The sequence below is a fragment of the Streptomyces sp. NPDC031479 genome, assembly GCF_055581065.1.
On sequence record NZ_JBVIKC010000001.1, the window covers coordinates 518,950 to 533,610 of the forward strand.

At 71.9% G+C, this 14,661-nt stretch carries 17 protein-coding genes; 10 read left to right on the plus strand and 7 right to left on the minus strand.

Annotated elements, in window-relative coordinates; genetic code table 11:
- Nucleotides 1-112: 112 nt before the first annotated feature.
- On the minus strand, nt 113-1,960 hold the full coding sequence (locus tag ACZ5D2_RS02510) for a phosphatidylglycerol lysyltransferase domain-containing protein (RefSeq protein ID WP_371677966.1): 1,848 nt from the start codon (nt 1,958-1,960) through the stop codon (nt 113-115).
- Nucleotides 1,961-2,112: 152 nt separating this feature from the next.
- Between ACZ5D2_RS02510 and ACZ5D2_RS02515 the strand changes: the two genes are divergently transcribed.
- Nucleotides 2,113-3,222: an alpha/beta hydrolase gene (locus ACZ5D2_RS02515; protein WP_371677967.1), complete on the plus strand. Its 1,110-nt coding sequence runs from the start codon at nt 2,113-2,115 to the stop codon at nt 3,220-3,222.
- 122 nt (nt 3,223-3,344) lie between these two features.
- Here ACZ5D2_RS02515 and ACZ5D2_RS02520 read toward each other — a convergent pair whose 3' ends face one another.
- On the minus strand, nt 3,345-4,316 hold the full coding sequence (locus ACZ5D2_RS02520; RefSeq protein ID WP_371677968.1) for an ABC transporter ATP-binding protein: 972 nt from the start codon (nt 4,314-4,316) through the stop codon (nt 3,345-3,347).
- A gap of 150 nt (nt 4,317-4,466) precedes the next feature.
- Here ACZ5D2_RS02520 and ACZ5D2_RS02525 point away from each other — a divergent pair, with 150 nt between their 5' ends.
- The 3 genes from ACZ5D2_RS02525 to ACZ5D2_RS02535 are packed head-to-tail and all read left to right on the plus strand — an operon-like array spanning nt 4,467 to nt 6,847.
- The gene (locus ACZ5D2_RS02525) at nt 4,467-5,153 is read left to right on the plus strand and encodes an ABC transporter permease (protein ID WP_371677969.1); all 687 of its coding nucleotides are present in this window, start codon (nt 4,467-4,469) and stop codon (nt 5,151-5,153) included.
- Between the two features lie 4 nt (nt 5,154-5,157).
- On the plus strand, nt 5,158-5,823 hold the full coding sequence (locus ACZ5D2_RS02530) for an ABC transporter permease (RefSeq protein ID WP_468926659.1): 666 nt from the start codon (nt 5,158-5,160) through the stop codon (nt 5,821-5,823).
- A gap of 40 nt (nt 5,824-5,863) precedes the next feature.
- Complete coding sequence (locus tag ACZ5D2_RS02535; RefSeq protein WP_371677971.1) at nt 5,864-6,847, plus strand: ABC transporter substrate-binding protein; 984 nt, start codon at nt 5,864-5,866, stop codon at nt 6,845-6,847.
- A gap of 126 nt (nt 6,848-6,973) precedes the next feature.
- Here ACZ5D2_RS02535 and ACZ5D2_RS02540 read toward each other — a convergent pair whose 3' ends face one another.
- Nucleotides 6,974-7,225 carry a zinc ribbon domain-containing protein gene (locus ACZ5D2_RS02540; RefSeq protein ID WP_371677972.1) on the minus strand — a complete coding sequence of 84 codons (252 nt, stop codon included), beginning with the start codon at nt 7,223-7,225 and terminating at the stop codon, nt 6,974-6,976.
- A 227-nt stretch (nt 7,226-7,452) separates the two neighbouring features.
- On the opposite strand from ACZ5D2_RS02540, the gene ACZ5D2_RS02545 reads away from it, so the two are divergent.
- A complete protein-coding gene (locus tag ACZ5D2_RS02545) occupies nt 7,453-8,511 on the plus strand; it encodes a hypothetical protein (RefSeq protein ID WP_371677974.1) in 1,059 nt (352 codons plus the stop codon).
- A gap of 54 nt (nt 8,512-8,565) precedes the next feature.
- Here the strand turns inward: ACZ5D2_RS02545 and ACZ5D2_RS02550 are convergent, their stop codons facing one another.
- From ACZ5D2_RS02550 to ACZ5D2_RS02565, 4 genes are all read right to left on the minus strand, one after another.
- Complete coding sequence (locus ACZ5D2_RS02550; RefSeq protein WP_468926664.1) at nt 8,566-8,898, minus strand: hypothetical protein; 333 nt, start codon at nt 8,896-8,898, stop codon at nt 8,566-8,568.
- 80 nt (nt 8,899-8,978) lie between these two features.
- Nucleotides 8,979-9,194 carry a hypothetical protein gene (locus ACZ5D2_RS02555; RefSeq protein WP_266839876.1) on the minus strand — a complete coding sequence of 72 codons (216 nt, stop codon included), beginning with the start codon at nt 9,192-9,194 and terminating at the stop codon, nt 8,979-8,981.
- A gap of 142 nt (nt 9,195-9,336) precedes the next feature.
- Nucleotides 9,337-10,188, minus strand: coding sequence for an arylamine N-acetyltransferase family protein (locus tag ACZ5D2_RS02560; RefSeq protein WP_371677976.1), 852 nt, complete (start codon nt 10,186-10,188; stop codon nt 9,337-9,339).
- A gap of 48 nt (nt 10,189-10,236) precedes the next feature.
- Nucleotides 10,237-11,379 carry an NADH-quinone oxidoreductase subunit D gene (locus ACZ5D2_RS02565; RefSeq protein ID WP_371677977.1) on the minus strand — a complete coding sequence of 381 codons (1,143 nt, stop codon included), beginning with the start codon at nt 11,377-11,379 and terminating at the stop codon, nt 10,237-10,239.
- Between the two features lie 31 nt (nt 11,380-11,410).
- Here ACZ5D2_RS02565 and ACZ5D2_RS02570 point away from each other — a divergent pair, with 31 nt between their 5' ends.
- The 5 genes from ACZ5D2_RS02570 to ACZ5D2_RS02590 all read left to right on the plus strand — a co-directional run bounded on the left by ACZ5D2_RS02570 (nt 11,411) and on the right by ACZ5D2_RS02590 (nt 14,585).
- Nucleotides 11,411-11,902 (plus strand): PH domain-containing protein, encoded by a 492-nt coding sequence (locus ACZ5D2_RS02570; RefSeq protein WP_371677978.1) that lies wholly within the window; start codon nt 11,411-11,413, stop codon nt 11,900-11,902.
- Nucleotides 11,899-13,317, plus strand: coding sequence for a PH domain-containing protein (locus tag ACZ5D2_RS02575; protein ID WP_468926671.1), 1,419 nt, complete (start codon nt 11,899-11,901; stop codon nt 13,315-13,317). Before ACZ5D2_RS02570 ends, ACZ5D2_RS02575 begins: the two co-directional genes overlap by 4 nt.
- A 175-nt stretch (nt 13,318-13,492) precedes the next feature.
- Nucleotides 13,493-13,825, plus strand: a complete 333-nt coding sequence (locus tag ACZ5D2_RS02580; RefSeq protein ID WP_356218809.1) for a hypothetical protein — start codon at nt 13,493-13,495, stop codon at nt 13,823-13,825.
- 20 nt (nt 13,826-13,845) lie between these two features.
- Nucleotides 13,846-14,157: a pore-forming ESAT-6 family protein gene (locus ACZ5D2_RS02585; protein ID WP_266839869.1), complete on the plus strand. Its 312-nt coding sequence runs from the start codon at nt 13,846-13,848 to the stop codon at nt 14,155-14,157.
- 47 nt (nt 14,158-14,204) lie between these two features.
- Nucleotides 14,205-14,585, plus strand: a complete 381-nt coding sequence (locus ACZ5D2_RS02590; RefSeq protein WP_266839868.1) for a DUF6507 family protein — start codon at nt 14,205-14,207, stop codon at nt 14,583-14,585.
- The last annotated feature ends 76 nt before the right edge of the window (nt 14,586-14,661 follow it).

The following is a 14,661-nucleotide window of genomic DNA, read 5'->3' on the forward strand; positions in this document are numbered from 1 at the left end:
GGCTGTGCCCCCGGCCCTGTCCTGGCCGCCCTTCCCCCGGGGCGGAAACGAGGGGTGACATGGCGGTGGGGCCGGCGCTGCTCGTGGCAGTGCCGGCCCCACCTGTGACGGGTCAGGCCGCCTGGATCTCGCGTTCCTTCTGGGCCGGGACCGTCGCGTGGTCGTGGGCACAGGTGCGGACCGGCTTGGGGCCGCGGCGGCTCGCGAACAGGCGCGGCAGGGCCAGCGTCACGAAGCCCTCGGCCTGCATCACGGCGAAGCCGATGCGGGGCAGGTCACGGGTCTGGCGGTAGACCATGAAGCGCGGCTCCCAGCGGGGGCGGAACTTCGCGTTGAACTTGTACAGCGACTCGATCTGGAACCAGCGCGACAGGAAGACCAGCAGGCCGCGCCACATGCGCAGCACCGGGCCGGCGCCGATCTTCTCGCCACGGGCCAGTGCCGAGCGGAACATCGCGAAGTTCAGCGAGACCTGCTCGATGCCGAGCGCCGGGGACGCCTCCAGGGAGGCCACGATGAGCAGCTCGTTCATGCCGGGGTCGGCGGCGCGGTCGCGGCGCATCAGCTCCAGCGACATGCCGTCCTTGCCCCACGGGACGAAGTGGAGGACGGCCTTGAGGTCGCCGAACGGGCTGGTGTCGCCCTCCTCGACGCGGTGGGCGGTGGCGATGAAGCAGTCGCCGTCGCCCTCCTCGCCGACCCGGCCCAGCGCCATGGAGAAACCGCGCTCGGTGTCGGTGCCGCGCCAGGCGGCGGCGGCGCCCCGTACCCGCTCCAGCTCCTCCTCGGTCAGCTCGCTGACCCGGCGGACCCGGGTGGTGTACCCGTTGCGCTCGATGCGCTTCACCATCTGGCGGACGTTGCGCATGGGGCGTCCGGAGAGGGAGAAGTCTTTGACGTCGACGATCGCCTCGTCACCGAGTTCCAGGGCGTCCAGACCGGTCTCGCGGGTCCAGACCTCGCCGCCGGTCTCGCTGCAGCCCACGACGGCGGGGGTCCAGGAGTGGGCCTTGGCCTCCTCCATGAAGCGCTCGATGGCGCCGGGCCAGGCCTCGACGTCGCCGATGGGGTCGCCGGAGGCGAGCATCACGCCGGAGACGACGCGGTAGGTGACGGCCGCCTTGCCGCTGGGGGAGAAGACGACGGCCTTGTCGCGGCGGAGCGCGAAGTGGCCGAGGGAGTCGCGGCCGCCGTGCTTGGCGAGCAGCTCGCGCAGCTTCGCCTCGTCGTCGACGGTGAGCCGGGCGGCCGGGTGCTCGGGGCGGAAGGCCAGGTAGATCGTGGTGACGGCGGTCAGCATGCCGAGGGCGCCGAGGGAGTAACCGACGGTCCAGGAGACCCGGCCGGCGTAGTCGACGGGGCCCTCGAAGCCGAAGAGGCCGTAGACGACGTGGGTGATCTGCTCGTACAGGCTCGGGTGGCCGACGACCTTGCCCGGGTGGACGTTGACGATCACCAGGCCGAGCCCGATGGAGCCGGCGCTCATCAGCACGAAGTTCGCGAGCGCCTTCCAGCGGCTGCGCGGGTCCGGCAGGGCCTTGAATTCACCCTGGTGGCGTACCAGCAGCGCGAGGAGCACCGCCGAGATGACCACGCCGATGACGGAGTGGCGGTACGCGAACTGCGCCACGGCGCCGGCGGGCAGCAGGATGACGGCGGCCCGCCAGGCCCGGCGCTTGCGGCGCTTGAGGCCGTGCGCGAGCAGCAGGATGAGGACACCGGCGCTGATGGCCAGCGCGGCGGCGAAGGGGCCCACGGAACCGGGCAGTACTTCGGTGACCGCGTGGATCCGGCTGTGACGGAACCGCGGGAAGACGCCCGCGGCGATGTCCAGCAGACCGACGATCATGACGGATGTGCCTACGAGGCCGGGGACGGCCTCCGGTCGTGGGCCTCGGAGGATTCGGCTGACCCGCTTCGGAACCTGTCCGGACTTATCGCCATCTATCCTGCTAGACATCGCTTCCCGTTGCTCCGCGAGAGATCATGTGGCCGAAGGCCGCGACAGCCTCCGGTGTGTGGTGCGTCCACTAGGACGACATCGAGGAGGAGCGGGTTCACTCTTCCGTCGGAAAAATCTAGTCCTGCCATCAGAAAGTCGACTGACTGCTCATGGGTCTCACCAGTAATACGGTTCTGGTCCTGGCCATCATCGCCGGTGTGCTGCTGTTCGGGGTGACGGTCTGGTTCTGGCCGAAGCTCTCCGGCCGCTCCTGGCGCTCGGTCTCCGGCCGGATCGGCCTCCTGCTCGCGACCCAGCTCGCACTGTTCTCCGCAGTCGGTCTCGCGGCCAACAAGTCGTTCCTCTTCTACGGTTCCTGGGCCGACCTGTTCGGTCAGGAGACGTCCATCGGCAAAGTCGTCGACCACTCGATGAGCAGCAAGGACATCAAGGTCATCGACAAGCAGAAGCTCGACGTGCCCGGCGGGGGCAAGCCGCAGGTCGGTGGTCAGATCCTGAAGGTTGCCATAACCGGGCAGAAGTCGAAGATAACGAGCCCCGGCTACGTGTGGCTGCCGCCGGAGTACTTCCAGCCGCACTACAAGGAGCAGAACTTCCCCGCGTCGATCGTCCTGACGGGCTACCCGGGTACCGCCGAGAACCTGATCAAAGGGCTGAACTACCCCATGACGGCCTTCAAGCAGGCCAAGCAGGGCAAGATGAAGCCGATGATCCTGGTGATGCTCCGGCCGACCATCGCGCCGCCGCGCGACACCGAGTGCGTGGACATCCCGGGCGGTCCGCAGACCGAGACCTTCTTCGCGCAGGACCTGCCGCAGGCCATCCAGGGGACCTTCCGGGTCGGCAAGAAGCCGCAGAACATGGGCTTCATCGGGAACTCCACGGGCGGCTACTGCGCCCTGAAGATCGCCGCGCACCACCCGCAGACCTTCGGCGCCGCCGTGGGCCTGTCCGCGTACTACAAGGCCGCCGACGACGCGACGACCGGTGACCTGTTCCACGGGGACGACAAGCTGAAGAAGCGCGCGGACGTGCTGTACAGCCTGGACAAGAAGCAGCCGACCGGTACGTCCTTCCTCGTCACCACCAGCGAGAAGGGCGAGGACAACCTGCACGACACCAAGAAGTTCATCAAGCTGGTCAAGGGCTCGGACCGGGTCTCCTCGATCATCCTCGACAGCGGTGGCCACAACTTCAACACGTGGCGCCGCGAGATCCCGCCGATGCTGGTGTGGATGAGCGGTCGTATGCAGGCCTGATCCCGGGGGGACAGGTGCGGGGCCCGGCTCCGGTCGGGCCCTTTTCGTTTTTCCGGTTCGTTTTCCGGCCCGCCGGCCGCGCGGGCCGCGCGGCCGGCGGGCCGTGCCGGCCCCCGAGGCCGCTACGCCTCGCGCGCCCCTTGCAGGTCGGCCCGGCGCAGCGCCCGGTGGACGCCCTCCGGGGTCAGTACGCCGGCCAGCGCGCCCGTGTCCGGATCGGTGACCCCGATCCGCCCCGAGTCCTCCTGGAGGAGGGCCGCCAACGCCTCGCGCAGCGAGGCCCCCAGGGCCACCGCCGAGGCGGGCGCCAGGCCGTCCGCCGGGGTCAGGTCGGCCGTCTCCACGTGGGTGACGGCGAGGCGCTTGAGACCGCGGTCCGCGCCGACGAAGGAGGCGACGTACCCGTTGGCCGGCGCGGCGAGCACCTCGGCGGGCCGGGCGAACTGCTCGATGGTGCCGTGGCCGTAGACGGCGATCCGGTCGCCGAGCCGGACGGCCTCCTCCAGGTCGTGGGTGACCAGCAGGATCGTCTTGCGGACCGTCTTCTGCAGGGTCAGGAACTCGTTCTGGAGGCGCTCGCGGACCACCGGGTCCACCGCCCCGAAGGGCTCGTCCATCAGCAGCACCGGCGGATCCGCGGCCAGCGCGCGGGCCACGCCGACGCGCTGGCGCTGGCCGCCCGACAGCTGCTCCGGGTAGCGGCCCCCGTAGACGGCCGGATCCAGCCCCACCAGTTCGAGCAGCTCGGCCGCCCGCGCTCGGGCCCGCGCCTTCGGGGTGCCGATCAGCCGGGGCACGGTCGCCGTGTTCTCCAGCACCGTCTTGTGGGGGAACAGCCCGACCTGCTGGATGACGTAGCCGATCCGGCGGCGCAGCGCGACGGGATCCGCGGCGGCGATGTCCTCCCCGTCGAGGAGGATCCGGCCCGAGGTGGGCTCGATCAGCCGGTTGACCATCTTCATCGTGGTCGTCTTGCCGCATCCGGACGGGCCCACCAGCGTGACCAGTTCGCCCTCGGCGACCTCGAAGGACAGGTCCTCGACGGCCGTCGTCCCGTCGGGGTAGCGCTTGGTCACGTGCTCGAATCGGATCACCCGGCCATCCTCCCGTACCCGGAGCCGGGATGTGTGAAGGGCGTGTTGCCCGTGTGCGAAGGAATCCGGCCATCGTCCGCGCCGGGGGTTATGGTCGCTCGTGGTGGTACATCCGAAACGATGTTCGTGCGGTGACGGGGGGTGAGGAGCATGACCGGGCAGAGCTGCCTCGTGGCCAACGACTGGATCTGCTGGGACTACGTCGGCTCCCGCGCCGGGGAACTCACCGACGCCACCGTCGAACACGTCTGGATCACGGGCGTCTCGGTGCTCATCGGCATCGCCGTGTCCGTTCCGCTCGCGCTGCTGGCCCGCCGCGGCCGCCGCTGGGCGGCTCCCGTGCTCGGGCTGACCACCCTCCTGTACACGGTCCCCTCGCTGGCCATGTTCTCGCTGCTGCTGCCGCTCTTCGGGCTCTCGGCGGCCCTGGTGGTGACCGGCCTGGTGCTGTACTCGCTGACCATCCTGGTGCGCAACGTGCTGGCCGGCCTGGAAGCCGTCCCCGAGGACGTGCGGGAGGCCGCGCGCGGGATGGGCTACGGCCCCGCCCGGCTGCTGTGGCAGGTCGAACTGCCGCTGGCGCTCCCCGCACTGCTCGCCGGGGTGCGGATCGCCACCGTCTCGACCGTGGCCCTGACCACCGTCGGCTCCATCGTCGGCAAGGGCGGGCTGGGCAACCTGATCGCACCCGCCGTCAACAGCTCCTTCAAGGCCCAGGTGCTCACCGCCTCCGTGCTGTGCGTACTGCTCGCGCTGGTCGCCGACCTGCTGCTGCTCGGGGTGCAGCGACTGCTGACGCCGTGGACCAGGGCCGCCCGTTCCGTGAAGGGGGCCTGAGGCCGTGGGCGTGCTGGGCAAGGCCGGGGGCTGGCTGGCGGACGGAGCCAACTGGTCGGGCGAGAGCGGTGTCTGGCACCGGCTGGCTGAGCACGTGTACGTCAGCGGGATCGCCCTGGCCATCGCCTGCGCGGTGGCCCTGCCCGTCGGGCTGTGGCTCGGCCACCTCGGCAAGGGCGGCGCCCTCGCCGTCAACGTCTCCAACGTAGGGCGGGCCGTCCCCGTCTTCGCGGTGCTGGCCCTGTTCATGGTCTCGCCGCTGCGCAACGCCGGCTACCTGCCGACCGTCGCCGCGCTCGTGCTGTTCGCCGTGCCGCCGCTGCTGACCAACGCCTACGTGGGCATGCGCGGGGTGGACCGCTCGGTGGTCGAGGCCGCCCGGGGCATGGGCATGTCGGGCGTCCAGCTGTTCCTGCGGGTGGAGCTGCCGCTCGCGCGCGGCCTGGTGATGACCGGGCTGCGCTCCGGCGCCGTGCAGGTCGTCGCCACCGCCACGATCGCCGCGATGGTCGGCCAGGGCGGCCTCGGCCGGATCATCACCGCCGGCTTCAACACGTACAACACCGCGCAGGTCGTGGCGGGGGCGCTGCTGGTCGCCCTGCTGGCGCTGCTGGTGGAGGGCGTACTGGTGGCAGTGGACCGGCTGCTGCTGCGCACGCCGTCCCGCTGATCCCGTGACCCCCGTCCCCACCCCGAAACGGAGTACCTCCATGAGCAAGTCCACGCGTGTCCTCGGCGCGTCCCTGGGCGTCCTGGCCCTGACCGTGTCCCTGGCCGCCTGTGGCGGCGACAGCCTGGAGAAGACCAAGGACGGCGGCTCCTCCGCGGCCGCCCCCGCCGGGAGCGGCAAGGGCAAGCTGGTGATCGGCGCGGCAGGCTTCACCGAGTCCAACGTCCTGGCCGAGCTCTACGCGCAGCTGCTCCGGCAGGAGGGGTACGGCACCTCCATCACCACGGTCGGCAACCGCGAGCTGTACGAACCCTCCCTGGAGAAGGGCGAGATCGACGTGGTCCCGGAGTACGCGGCCACCCTCGCCGAGTTCCTCAACGCCAAGGTCAACGGCAAGGACGCGCCCAAGGACAAGCCCGTCGCCTCCAGCGACGTGAGCGCCACGGCGGCGGCGCTGGAGAAGCTCGCCGCCCCGCTCGGCCTCAAGGCCCTGCCGGCGGGCGAGGCCGTCGACCAGAACGCCTTCGCCGTGACGAAGGAATTCGCCCAGAAGAACAATCTCAAGACCCTTTCCGACCTCGGAAAGTCCGGGCTGAAGGTGAAGCTCGCGGCCGGTGACGAATGCTCCGTACGTCCCTTCTGCGCACCGGGGTTGGAGAAGACGTACGGAATCCAGGTTTCCGGGATCGACCCCAAGGGCGTCGGCACCCCGCAGGCCAAGCAGGCCGTCAAGGACGGGGCGGACCAGCTGGTGCTGACCACCACCACCGACGCCACGCTCGACGGCTACGGCCTGGTCCTGCTGGAGGACGACAAGAAGCTCCAGAACGCCGACAACCTCCTGCCGGTCGTCAACGCCAAGGACGCGGGCTCCCCGGACGTCGCCAACGCCCTCGGCGACCTCACCAAGGTGCTCACCACGGCCGACCTCGTCGAGCTGAACCGGAAGGTGGACGCGGAGCGGGCGAAGCCGGCGGACGTCGCGAAGGCCTATCTGGAGTCCAAGGGCCTTCTGACGAATTGACGCTCTCCCCCGTGAAGGGAGGAGATTCCCACCAGGCCGCCGTTGTCGAGCGGCGGTCGTAGGTGGTTCCTGCTTCATCACCCATCGCCCGGCGTGCCGGGTCTTATTACGGGCTCCACAGGCGTTTTACGTGTCCGGGCGTCCCTCGTCCACGATGCGCCGTCCTTCACGGCGCAGGTTGCGTTCAGCGTTCCGGTCCCGGTCGTGGGCTGCTCCGCAGGAGCACACCCAGTTGCGGATCCTGAGTCCGCCCAGTCCCTTCGGCCCCTCGATCGACCCGCAGGCGGAGCACAGCTGCGTGCTGGGGAACCATCGGGAGACCTTCGCGAAGGTGCGCCCGTACCGTGCGCATTTGGCTTCGAGGGTGCGGGCGAACATCCCGAACGACTGGTCGTGGACGGACTTGGCGCGCTTGCCCTTGCGGGAGCCCCCTGGAGGGGTGCAGAACGCGGCCGAGGCGCCCTGGCCGCGGCGAGACGTTGTTCCGAGCGCTTGACTTGCACGCAGCAGTTACGGGATTGAGGGGAAATCGTGGGGTAACCGCCCGGTAAGAGATTGCCGGGCGGGTATCCCGCGCGAGGTCCACGCCCTGTAAATTTCAGGCCATGCCCCGTGGACGCCACCGCAATCCCGAACCCCTCCACCGTCTTCTCGCGCCGTGCGCCGTCGCCGGGGTCGGCGTGGCCAGCGCCGGTGCGGCCTGGCTGCTCGCGGAACCGCTGCCGCTGAGGCTGCTCGTGGCGCTCGCGGCGGCCGCGGGCGTCGGTGGCGCCGCGCTCATGCGCACCTGGGACCGGGCGGCGGGCCGCCGGGTCGCGGAGCTGGCCCGCGAGCGGGTCAAGGACGAGTGGAAGACGGACGAGCGGATAGCCGAGCTCGAATCCGATCTGGAGGAGGCGCGCGTCCTGCGCGCCAAGCTCGACACCAAGCTGCGGGCCAAGCGCGTCGAACTGGCGGGCCTGCGGGGCGAGCACGCCGCGCTGCTGCGCCGCTACGCGACCGCCGAGACCGAGCGCGCCAGCGCTCTGGAGAAGCGCCGGCTGCTCGCCATCGAGGCCGCCGGGGCACCGGCGGCCGGGGCGAAGGAACTGCCCGCGGTCTCGGAGGAGCGCACCGGCAGCGGAGCCCCCACCCCCGTCGGTTACGCGCGGGCCAACGCGGCGCTGGTCGCCCTGCTGCGCAAGGCGGAGGCGAAGGCCGCCGGCACCGCGCCCAAGGCCCTGGTACCGGCTCCGGCCGCGGGCACCGGTGCGCGCCCCGCCGCGGGTACGGCCGCGGCCCCCGACGCCGGCGGGCACACCCGCCCGGCGGGCGGCGTTCCCGCGCCGGCGGTCCCCGCGCGCCGCCCGGCGGCGACGGTGGCCCCGTACGCGTCTCCGCGCCGCTCCGCCTCGCGCGTCGAGGGCGGCTTCGACTTCTTCGGTACCAAGACCACCGCCCAGGCCCGCGCCGCCATCGAGTCCGTGCAGAACGAGGACCTGGCCGACGTGGTCGGCGCCGAGGCCCTCGCCGTGCACAAGGCGGAGTCCGAAGGCTCCTCGGCGGGACCGGAGTTCAAGCCGGCCACGCCCGAACAGCGCGCGCTGGGCCAGGTCATCGACCTGACCGCGCACGACGAGACCGAGCCGATCGACGTGGTCGGCCTGCGGACGGCGATCTCCTAGCGGGAACCGCCGCGGGACCGTCCACAGCCTGTGGACGGCGTGCGCGCGGACCCGTCAGGGATACGCCGGGACGAGCCCCACCGCCACCGCCTCCAGCAGCAGCTGGGCGCCCAGCGCGGCCCGCCGCATCCGCCGCGGTCCGGTCAGCGCATCGCCCAGCGCGACCGCCGCGGCCGCGGTCAGCACCAGGAACGCGGTGCCGGGGAACGGCGGGCAGCCTCCCTGCGCCAGGCAGCGGCCGCCGGTCTCCGTGGCCAGGACCAGCACCTTCGCCAGGACCAGGGCGGGCACGAACAGCAGCGCGGCCAGCACCGCGTTGCCGCGGATCCGCGCGGCGGGGGTGGGCTGCGGCAGGTCGACGGAGTGGTACCAGGGTTTCCGGAACATCCCGCCATCGTGCCGCCGGGCGGCCGGCGCGGGCATCCGTACGGATACTCAGCCGGGTGGCTCCCGAATCCGGGCCGGGCTCAGAACAGCGGCAGTTGGCCCGGCTGCGGCCCGAGGGTGAAGCCGTCCAGGGCCGGGGCCGAGGCGCCGAGCACCACCCGGGCCCGGGAGCCGGGGCAGGACACCAGGTCGCCGCGCCCACGGCCGGCCGGGGGATCGTGGCGGGCGATCCGGCCGGCCGTCACGGCGCAGTCGCGGCCGCAGGCGGGGCAGGCCCGCCGGGGGGAGTGGGACATGCCCCCAGTCTGCCCTGCCGCGCCGACAGCGGGACGCCCGGCCCGTCCGGGAGGAGGCTCGCCGGCCCCGCGATCGGCCCGCCCCGCGATCAGCCCGCCCGGGAAGCCGCTCCCCCCGGGTGGCCGCCCGCCCGTCCCCGGATCAGCCGGTCCGGGAGGCCAGCCACGCCGTGTGGGCGCGGTCCACCCGCTCCCACAGGGCGGCCCGGTCCGCGGGGGTCAGGTCGTCGCCCGGGCGCCGGAAGACCGTGGAGAGGACCTCGTGGAACTCCTCGGGCGTGCCCAGTTCCCGCTCGGTCGTCACCTCCGCCGCCTCGATCCGCCTCAGCACCCGCCCGCGCAGCACGTCCACACCCCTGGCGTCCCGCCGGAACAGCGCGAGGGTCCGTACGAAGGGCGAGTCCGCGGAGGTGGACATCCAGGTGTGCCTCGCCTGGAAGTCCGCCGTCGCCGCCGCGGCTGCGCGGAAGTTCATCCGGGGCATGTGCATGTCGGAGCTGAGCAGGCTCCAGCCCGGCCCCTCGCCCTCCAGCGGCTCCAGCGGCCGCATCGCGTAGCGGAAGCCGCCCTGTTCGTACGTGCCCTCGCGCAGCGGCAGCGGCTCGTACGGGCCGTCGCCGAGGCCGACGTCCACCCAGTACGCCTCCCCGTCGACGCGGACGGTCAGGGCGAGGTGCTCGCCGTTGACCTCGCGCGAGGCGGCGTCGCCGTACACGCCGCCGGAGTGCCGGGTCACGTCGTAGCCCAGGGTTTCGAGGAGCTGCGCGAAGGCGCCGTTGAGGTGGTAGCAGTAGCCGCCGAGTCCGGCGGCGACGCGCCGGGCGGCCGCCTCGGGGTCCAGGCCGGGCGGGCGGCCCAGCTGGATCTCGATGTTGTCGTAGGAGACGCGCTCCAGGTGCGCGCGCTGGAGCGCGCACAGTCCTTCGATGCTGGGCGCCCCGGGATCGATGACGCCGAGCCGGCGCAGGTAGCCGTCGAATGTGTCAGTGACCATTCCGCCACCGTAGGTGGCGGCCGGCCCCGGCTCCCCGGTGCTTTCCCGCTATTTGTCAATATCCCCGACGACGAAGAAGAGCGAGCCCAGGATCGCGACCATGTCCGCGACCAGCTGCCCCGGCAGCAGCACGGCGAGGGCCTGGATGTTGTTGAAGGAGGCGCTGCGCAGCTTCAGCCGGTACGGGGTCTTCTCGCCCTTCGAGACCAGGTAGTAGCCGTTGATGCCGAGCGGGTTCTCGGTCCAGGCGTACGTGCTGCCCTCGGGCGCCTTCAGCACCTTCGGCAGCCGCTGGTTGATCGGTCCGGGCGCCAGCTCCGCCATCCGGTCCAGGCAGGCCACGGCGAGGTCGAGGGCGTTGTGCGTCTGGTCGAGGAGCACCTCGAAGCGGGCCAGGCAGTCGCCCTCGGTGCGGGTGACGACCTTGAGGACGTCCTGGAGCTCCCCGTACGCCAGGTACGGCTCGTCGCGGCGCAGGTCGAAGTCGACGCCGGAGGCGCGGGCGATGGGGCCGGAGACCCCGTACGCGTGGACCGCCTCGGCGGACAGGACGCCGACGCCGCGCGTGCGGCCGCGAAAGATCTCGTTGCCGTGCACGAGCTTGTCGTAGACGTCCATCCGGGTCCGGACGTCGGCGATGGCCGCGCGGGCCCGGCCGAGCCAGCCGGCGGGCAGGTCCTCCTTGAGGCCGCCGACGCGGTTGAACATGTAGTGCATGCGGCCGCCGGAGATCTCCTCCATCACCGCCTGGAGCTCCTCCCGCTCGCGGAAGGCGTGGAAGATCGGGGTGATCCCGCCCAGTTCCAGGGGGTACGAGCCGAGGAACATCAGGTGGTTCAGGACCCGGTTCAGTTCGGCGAGGAGCGTACGCATCCACACCGCGCGCTCGGGGACCTCCATGCCGAGCATCCGCTCGACGGCCATGACCACGCCCAGCTCGTTGGAGAAGGCCGACAGCCAGTCGTGGCGGTTGGCCAGCATCACGATCTGGCGGTAGTCCCGGGCCTCGAAGAGCTTCTCCGCGCCGCGGTGCATGTAGCCGACCACCGGTTCGGCGCTGACGATGCGCTCGCCGTCCAGGACGAGCCGCAGGCGCAGCACGCCGTGGGTGGAAGGGTGCTGCGGTCCGATGTTGAGCACCATGTCGGTGCTCTCCGCGGCACCGCCGATGCCGACCGTGGTCTCCGTCATGGGCGCATTGTCTCAGCCCTAGGGTGGGGGAATGGGAACGGGGACGAAGGGCGAGACGGCCGAGCCGGAGTGGGTGGGCCTGCCGGGCGGGCTCCTCGGGCTGCGGCGGCTGCTGCTGGTGATCTGGACCGTGGTGCTCACGGTGGCGACCGCCGTGCCGCTGGGGCTGCTGGCCGGGCCCGCCTGGGCGGTGTGCGCGGTGGTCTGGCCGGGGGTCCTGGTCTGGGGGTGGGTGATGACCGGGCGGAACTGGCGGTCCTGGCGGTACGCCGAGCGGGCCGATGACCTGCTGATCAGCCGGGGCGTGCTGTGGCGGGAGCAGACGGTGGTCCCGTACGGGCGCATGCAGCTGGTGGAGGTCACCTCCGGGCCGCTGGAGCGCCGTTTCGGGCTGGCCTCCGTACAGCTGCACACGGCCGCCGCGGCGTCGGACGCCAGGATCCCGGGGCTGGTGCCCGCGGAGGCGGAGCGGCTGCGGGACCGGCTGACGGCACTGGGCGAGGCACGATCGGCGGGGCTGTGACGGCGCCGGGGGCGGGGTCGGGGCCGGCCCCGGGGGATCCGGCGGCCCCGGGGGATCCTGCGGGGCCGGGGGATCCTGCGGGGCGGCAGCCCGGCGCCGGTCCTGCCGGGGCCGCCGGTCCGGGGGGTGCGGAGCGCCGGCTGCACGTGCTGACCCCGCTGCGGCGGGCATGGGTGCCGATCACGGCCACCGTCGGGCTGGTCCTCCAGCAGGGCGAGCGGGCCCAGGAGTGGGTCCGCTCCTTCCCCCTCGGTCTGCGGCTGCTCGCGCTGGCCGGGCTGCTCCTCGTCTTCGGCTCGTACGGCCTGCTCAGCTGGTGGTTCACCCACTACCGCGTCACCGACACCGAGCTGCGCATCCGCACCGGCCTGATCTTCCGCCGCGCCGCCCACATCCGCCTCGACCGCATCCAGGCGGTGGACGTCACCCGCCCGATGCTGGCCCGGGTGGCCGGAGTCGCCAAGCTCCGGATCGACGTGATCGGCGCCGAGGAGAAGGACGAGCTGGCCTTCCTGAGCGAGCCCGACGCCGCCCGGCTGCGCGCCGAGCTGCTCGCCCGTGCGGCCGGTTTCGCCCCGGCCGAGGCGGCGGGGCTCGGCGAGGCCCCGCAGCGGGAGCTGCTGCGGGTGTCGGTCCGGGACCTGGTGGTCTCCATGCTGCTCAGCCTCGGCGTGTGGGCCGCGCTGGCCGCCGGGCTGGTCGCCCCGGTGGTGGTGTGGCGGCTCAGCGACAACCTCTGGGCGTCGCTGGCCGTCGTGCTGCCGCTGCTGGGCGCGATGTGGAAGGGCAGCCTGGGGCGTTTTCTCGCGGAGTACGACTGGACGGTCGCCGAGTCCCCCGACGGGCTGCGGCTGGACCACGGGCTGCTGGACCGGGCGCACGAGACGGTGCCGCCCGGGCGGGTGCAGACCGTACGGATCGTGGAGCCGCTGCTGTGGCGGCGGCGCGGCTGGGTCCGGGTGGAGCTGGCCGTGGCGGGCTCGAAGAACGGGGTGCTGGTGCCGGTGGCGACGCGGGCCGCCGCCCACGCCGTGATCGCCCGGGTGCTGCCGGGCGCGGACCCGGTGGCCCTGGCCTTCGCCCCGTCACCGCGTCCGGGCTCGCGGTGGGTGGTGCCGGTGTGGTGGAAGGGGTACGGCCTGGCCGTTTCGGAGCAGCTGTTCGCGGCCCGGCACGGGCTGCTGTGCCGGCGCACGGAGGTCGTTCCGCACGCGAAGGTGCAGAGCGTACGCCTCTCCCAGGGCCCGTGGGAGCGCCTGTGGGGGGTCGCCGACCTGCATGTGGACACCGGCGCGAACGGTACGGTCACGGCCCGGCTGCGGGGCGCGGGGGAGGCCGCCGCCCTGCTGGACGCTCAGGCGGTCCGCTCCCGCACCTCCCGGGCGGCGGCCCGGCCGGACCGCTGGATGACCTGATGTGACGGTCTCCGTACAGCCCGTGCGGCAAAGGCTGTTGGACGGGCGGGATCGAGCCGAGGGGCGATTTTCAGACATACGTTCAGGCCAGCTGAAACCGTGTTTGTGTTCGCAACGTCCCTTCGGTAGACAGGTATGGACGCAAGTGACGGCACAACACGTCAGGGGTGGGTGAATGAAGTTCGACATGGGCAGCACCACGCTGTCCGAGCTGGGCAAGGCCACGGGTGGCTCCAGTGACGACCTCGGCACGCTGATCAAGCTGCTGATCGCGGCGGCGGACCCGCTGGAGGGCAAGTTCAACGGCGTCGGCCGGTCCGCGTTCGACTCGTTCAAGCGGCGCTCGGACGCCATCACCGCGGAGCTGAACGGCTCGCTGCGCGCCATCATCGGCGGCCAGCAGGGCATGGACACCTCCTTCACCACCGGTGACCAGGAGCAGGGCGACAATGCCCACCAGAACATGGGCTCCGCCAATTTCGACGCCGCTCGCTTCGGCGCGCGCTGAGACCGGGGGACCGATCAGACATGGGACAGAACCAGGACCGCACCTCGTACGACATCGCCGCCTCCGTGGAGGTACAGGGCGGACTCGGCGGGATCATCGGCCAGTTGGAGCGGGTGCTCGGCGACCGTGACGCGGCGGTGAAGGCGGCGATGTCCGAGTTCACCGCAGACGGCGTCTCGGACGAGTACCACGGCAAGGAAGTCCGCTGGAACCGGGCGGCCAACGAGGTGCGCGACATCATCCGCCTCGTGCGCAGCACGTTGGAGCAGAACGACTCGACCGCGCAGGCCACGCTGCAGAAGGCCAAGGCGGCGGTGGACGGCATCGGCTGACGCAGGACGCGACGGATCACGGGGATACGGGGACACGGGGGTAGGTCATGGACTGGGACATCAAGCCGTCCGGCGTGCAGGGGGTCGTCAACAAGACGATCACGGCTGCGGGGGGCTTCCAGACGGCGGGCAAGTCGCTCCAGACGGAGCTGCCGGAGGCGGCCAAGCACGCCGGCACGGTCACCGAGGGCGGCAGCACCGCGGGCGAGGGCGGCGGCATGGGCCCGATCGCGGGCGCGCTGGGTGAGCTCATGGCCTCCCACGCGACCCGTATCGCGTACATCAGCGCGCGCACGGAGGCTTCGCTCAACGGCGCGATCAAGGCCACGACGGCGTACGTGCACGGAAACATCGAACAGGCGCAGAACGCCCAGAACGAGGCGCTCAAGGAGCCGAAGATCGATCTTCCGGGGGCGGGGCAGAAGTGACGGATCACGTACCGATCAATCCGTGCACGATTCCGCAGTTCACGGGTGACCTGGACGCGTTGGAGCAGGACAAGAA

What these genes read in the sequence shown, in the direction of transcription:
- ACZ5D2_RS02510 (WP_371677966.1), bottom strand. Translation starts at nt 1,960, where the DNA reads ATGTCTAGCAGGATAGATGGCGATAAGTCCGGACAGGTTCCGAAGCGG.
- ACZ5D2_RS02515 (WP_371677967.1), top strand. Translation starts at nt 2,113, where the DNA reads ATGGGTCTCACCAGTAATACGGTTCTGGTCCTGGCCATCATCGCCGGT.
- ACZ5D2_RS02525 (WP_371677969.1), top strand. Translation starts at nt 4,467, where the DNA reads ATGACCGGGCAGAGCTGCCTCGTGGCCAACGACTGGATCTGCTGGGAC.
- ACZ5D2_RS02535 (WP_371677971.1), top strand. Translation starts at nt 5,864, where the DNA reads ATGAGCAAGTCCACGCGTGTCCTCGGCGCGTCCCTGGGCGTCCTGGCC.
- ACZ5D2_RS02540 (WP_371677972.1), bottom strand. Translation starts at nt 7,225, where the DNA reads ATGTTCGCCCGCACCCTCGAAGCCAAATGCGCACGGTACGGGCGCACC.
- ACZ5D2_RS02545 (WP_371677974.1), top strand. Translation starts at nt 7,453, where the DNA reads ATGCCCCGTGGACGCCACCGCAATCCCGAACCCCTCCACCGTCTTCTC.
- ACZ5D2_RS02550 (WP_468926664.1), bottom strand. Translation starts at nt 8,898, where the DNA reads ATGTTCCGGAAACCCTGGTACCACTCCGTCGACCTGCCGCAGCCCACC.
- ACZ5D2_RS02555 (WP_266839876.1), bottom strand. Translation starts at nt 9,194, where the DNA reads ATGTCCCACTCCCCCCGGCGGGCCTGCCCCGCCTGCGGCCGCGACTGC.
- ACZ5D2_RS02560 (WP_371677976.1), bottom strand. Translation starts at nt 10,188, where the DNA reads ATGGTCACTGACACATTCGACGGCTACCTGCGCCGGCTCGGCGTCATC.
- ACZ5D2_RS02565 (WP_371677977.1), bottom strand. Translation starts at nt 11,379, where the DNA reads ATGACGGAGACCACGGTCGGCATCGGCGGTGCCGCGGAGAGCACCGAC.
- ACZ5D2_RS02570 (WP_371677978.1), top strand. Translation starts at nt 11,411, where the DNA reads ATGGGAACGGGGACGAAGGGCGAGACGGCCGAGCCGGAGTGGGTGGGC.
- ACZ5D2_RS02580 (WP_356218809.1), top strand. Translation starts at nt 13,493, where the DNA reads ATGAAGTTCGACATGGGCAGCACCACGCTGTCCGAGCTGGGCAAGGCC.
- ACZ5D2_RS02585 (WP_266839869.1), top strand. Translation starts at nt 13,846, where the DNA reads ATGGGACAGAACCAGGACCGCACCTCGTACGACATCGCCGCCTCCGTG.
- ACZ5D2_RS02590 (WP_266839868.1), top strand. Translation starts at nt 14,205, where the DNA reads ATGGACTGGGACATCAAGCCGTCCGGCGTGCAGGGGGTCGTCAACAAG.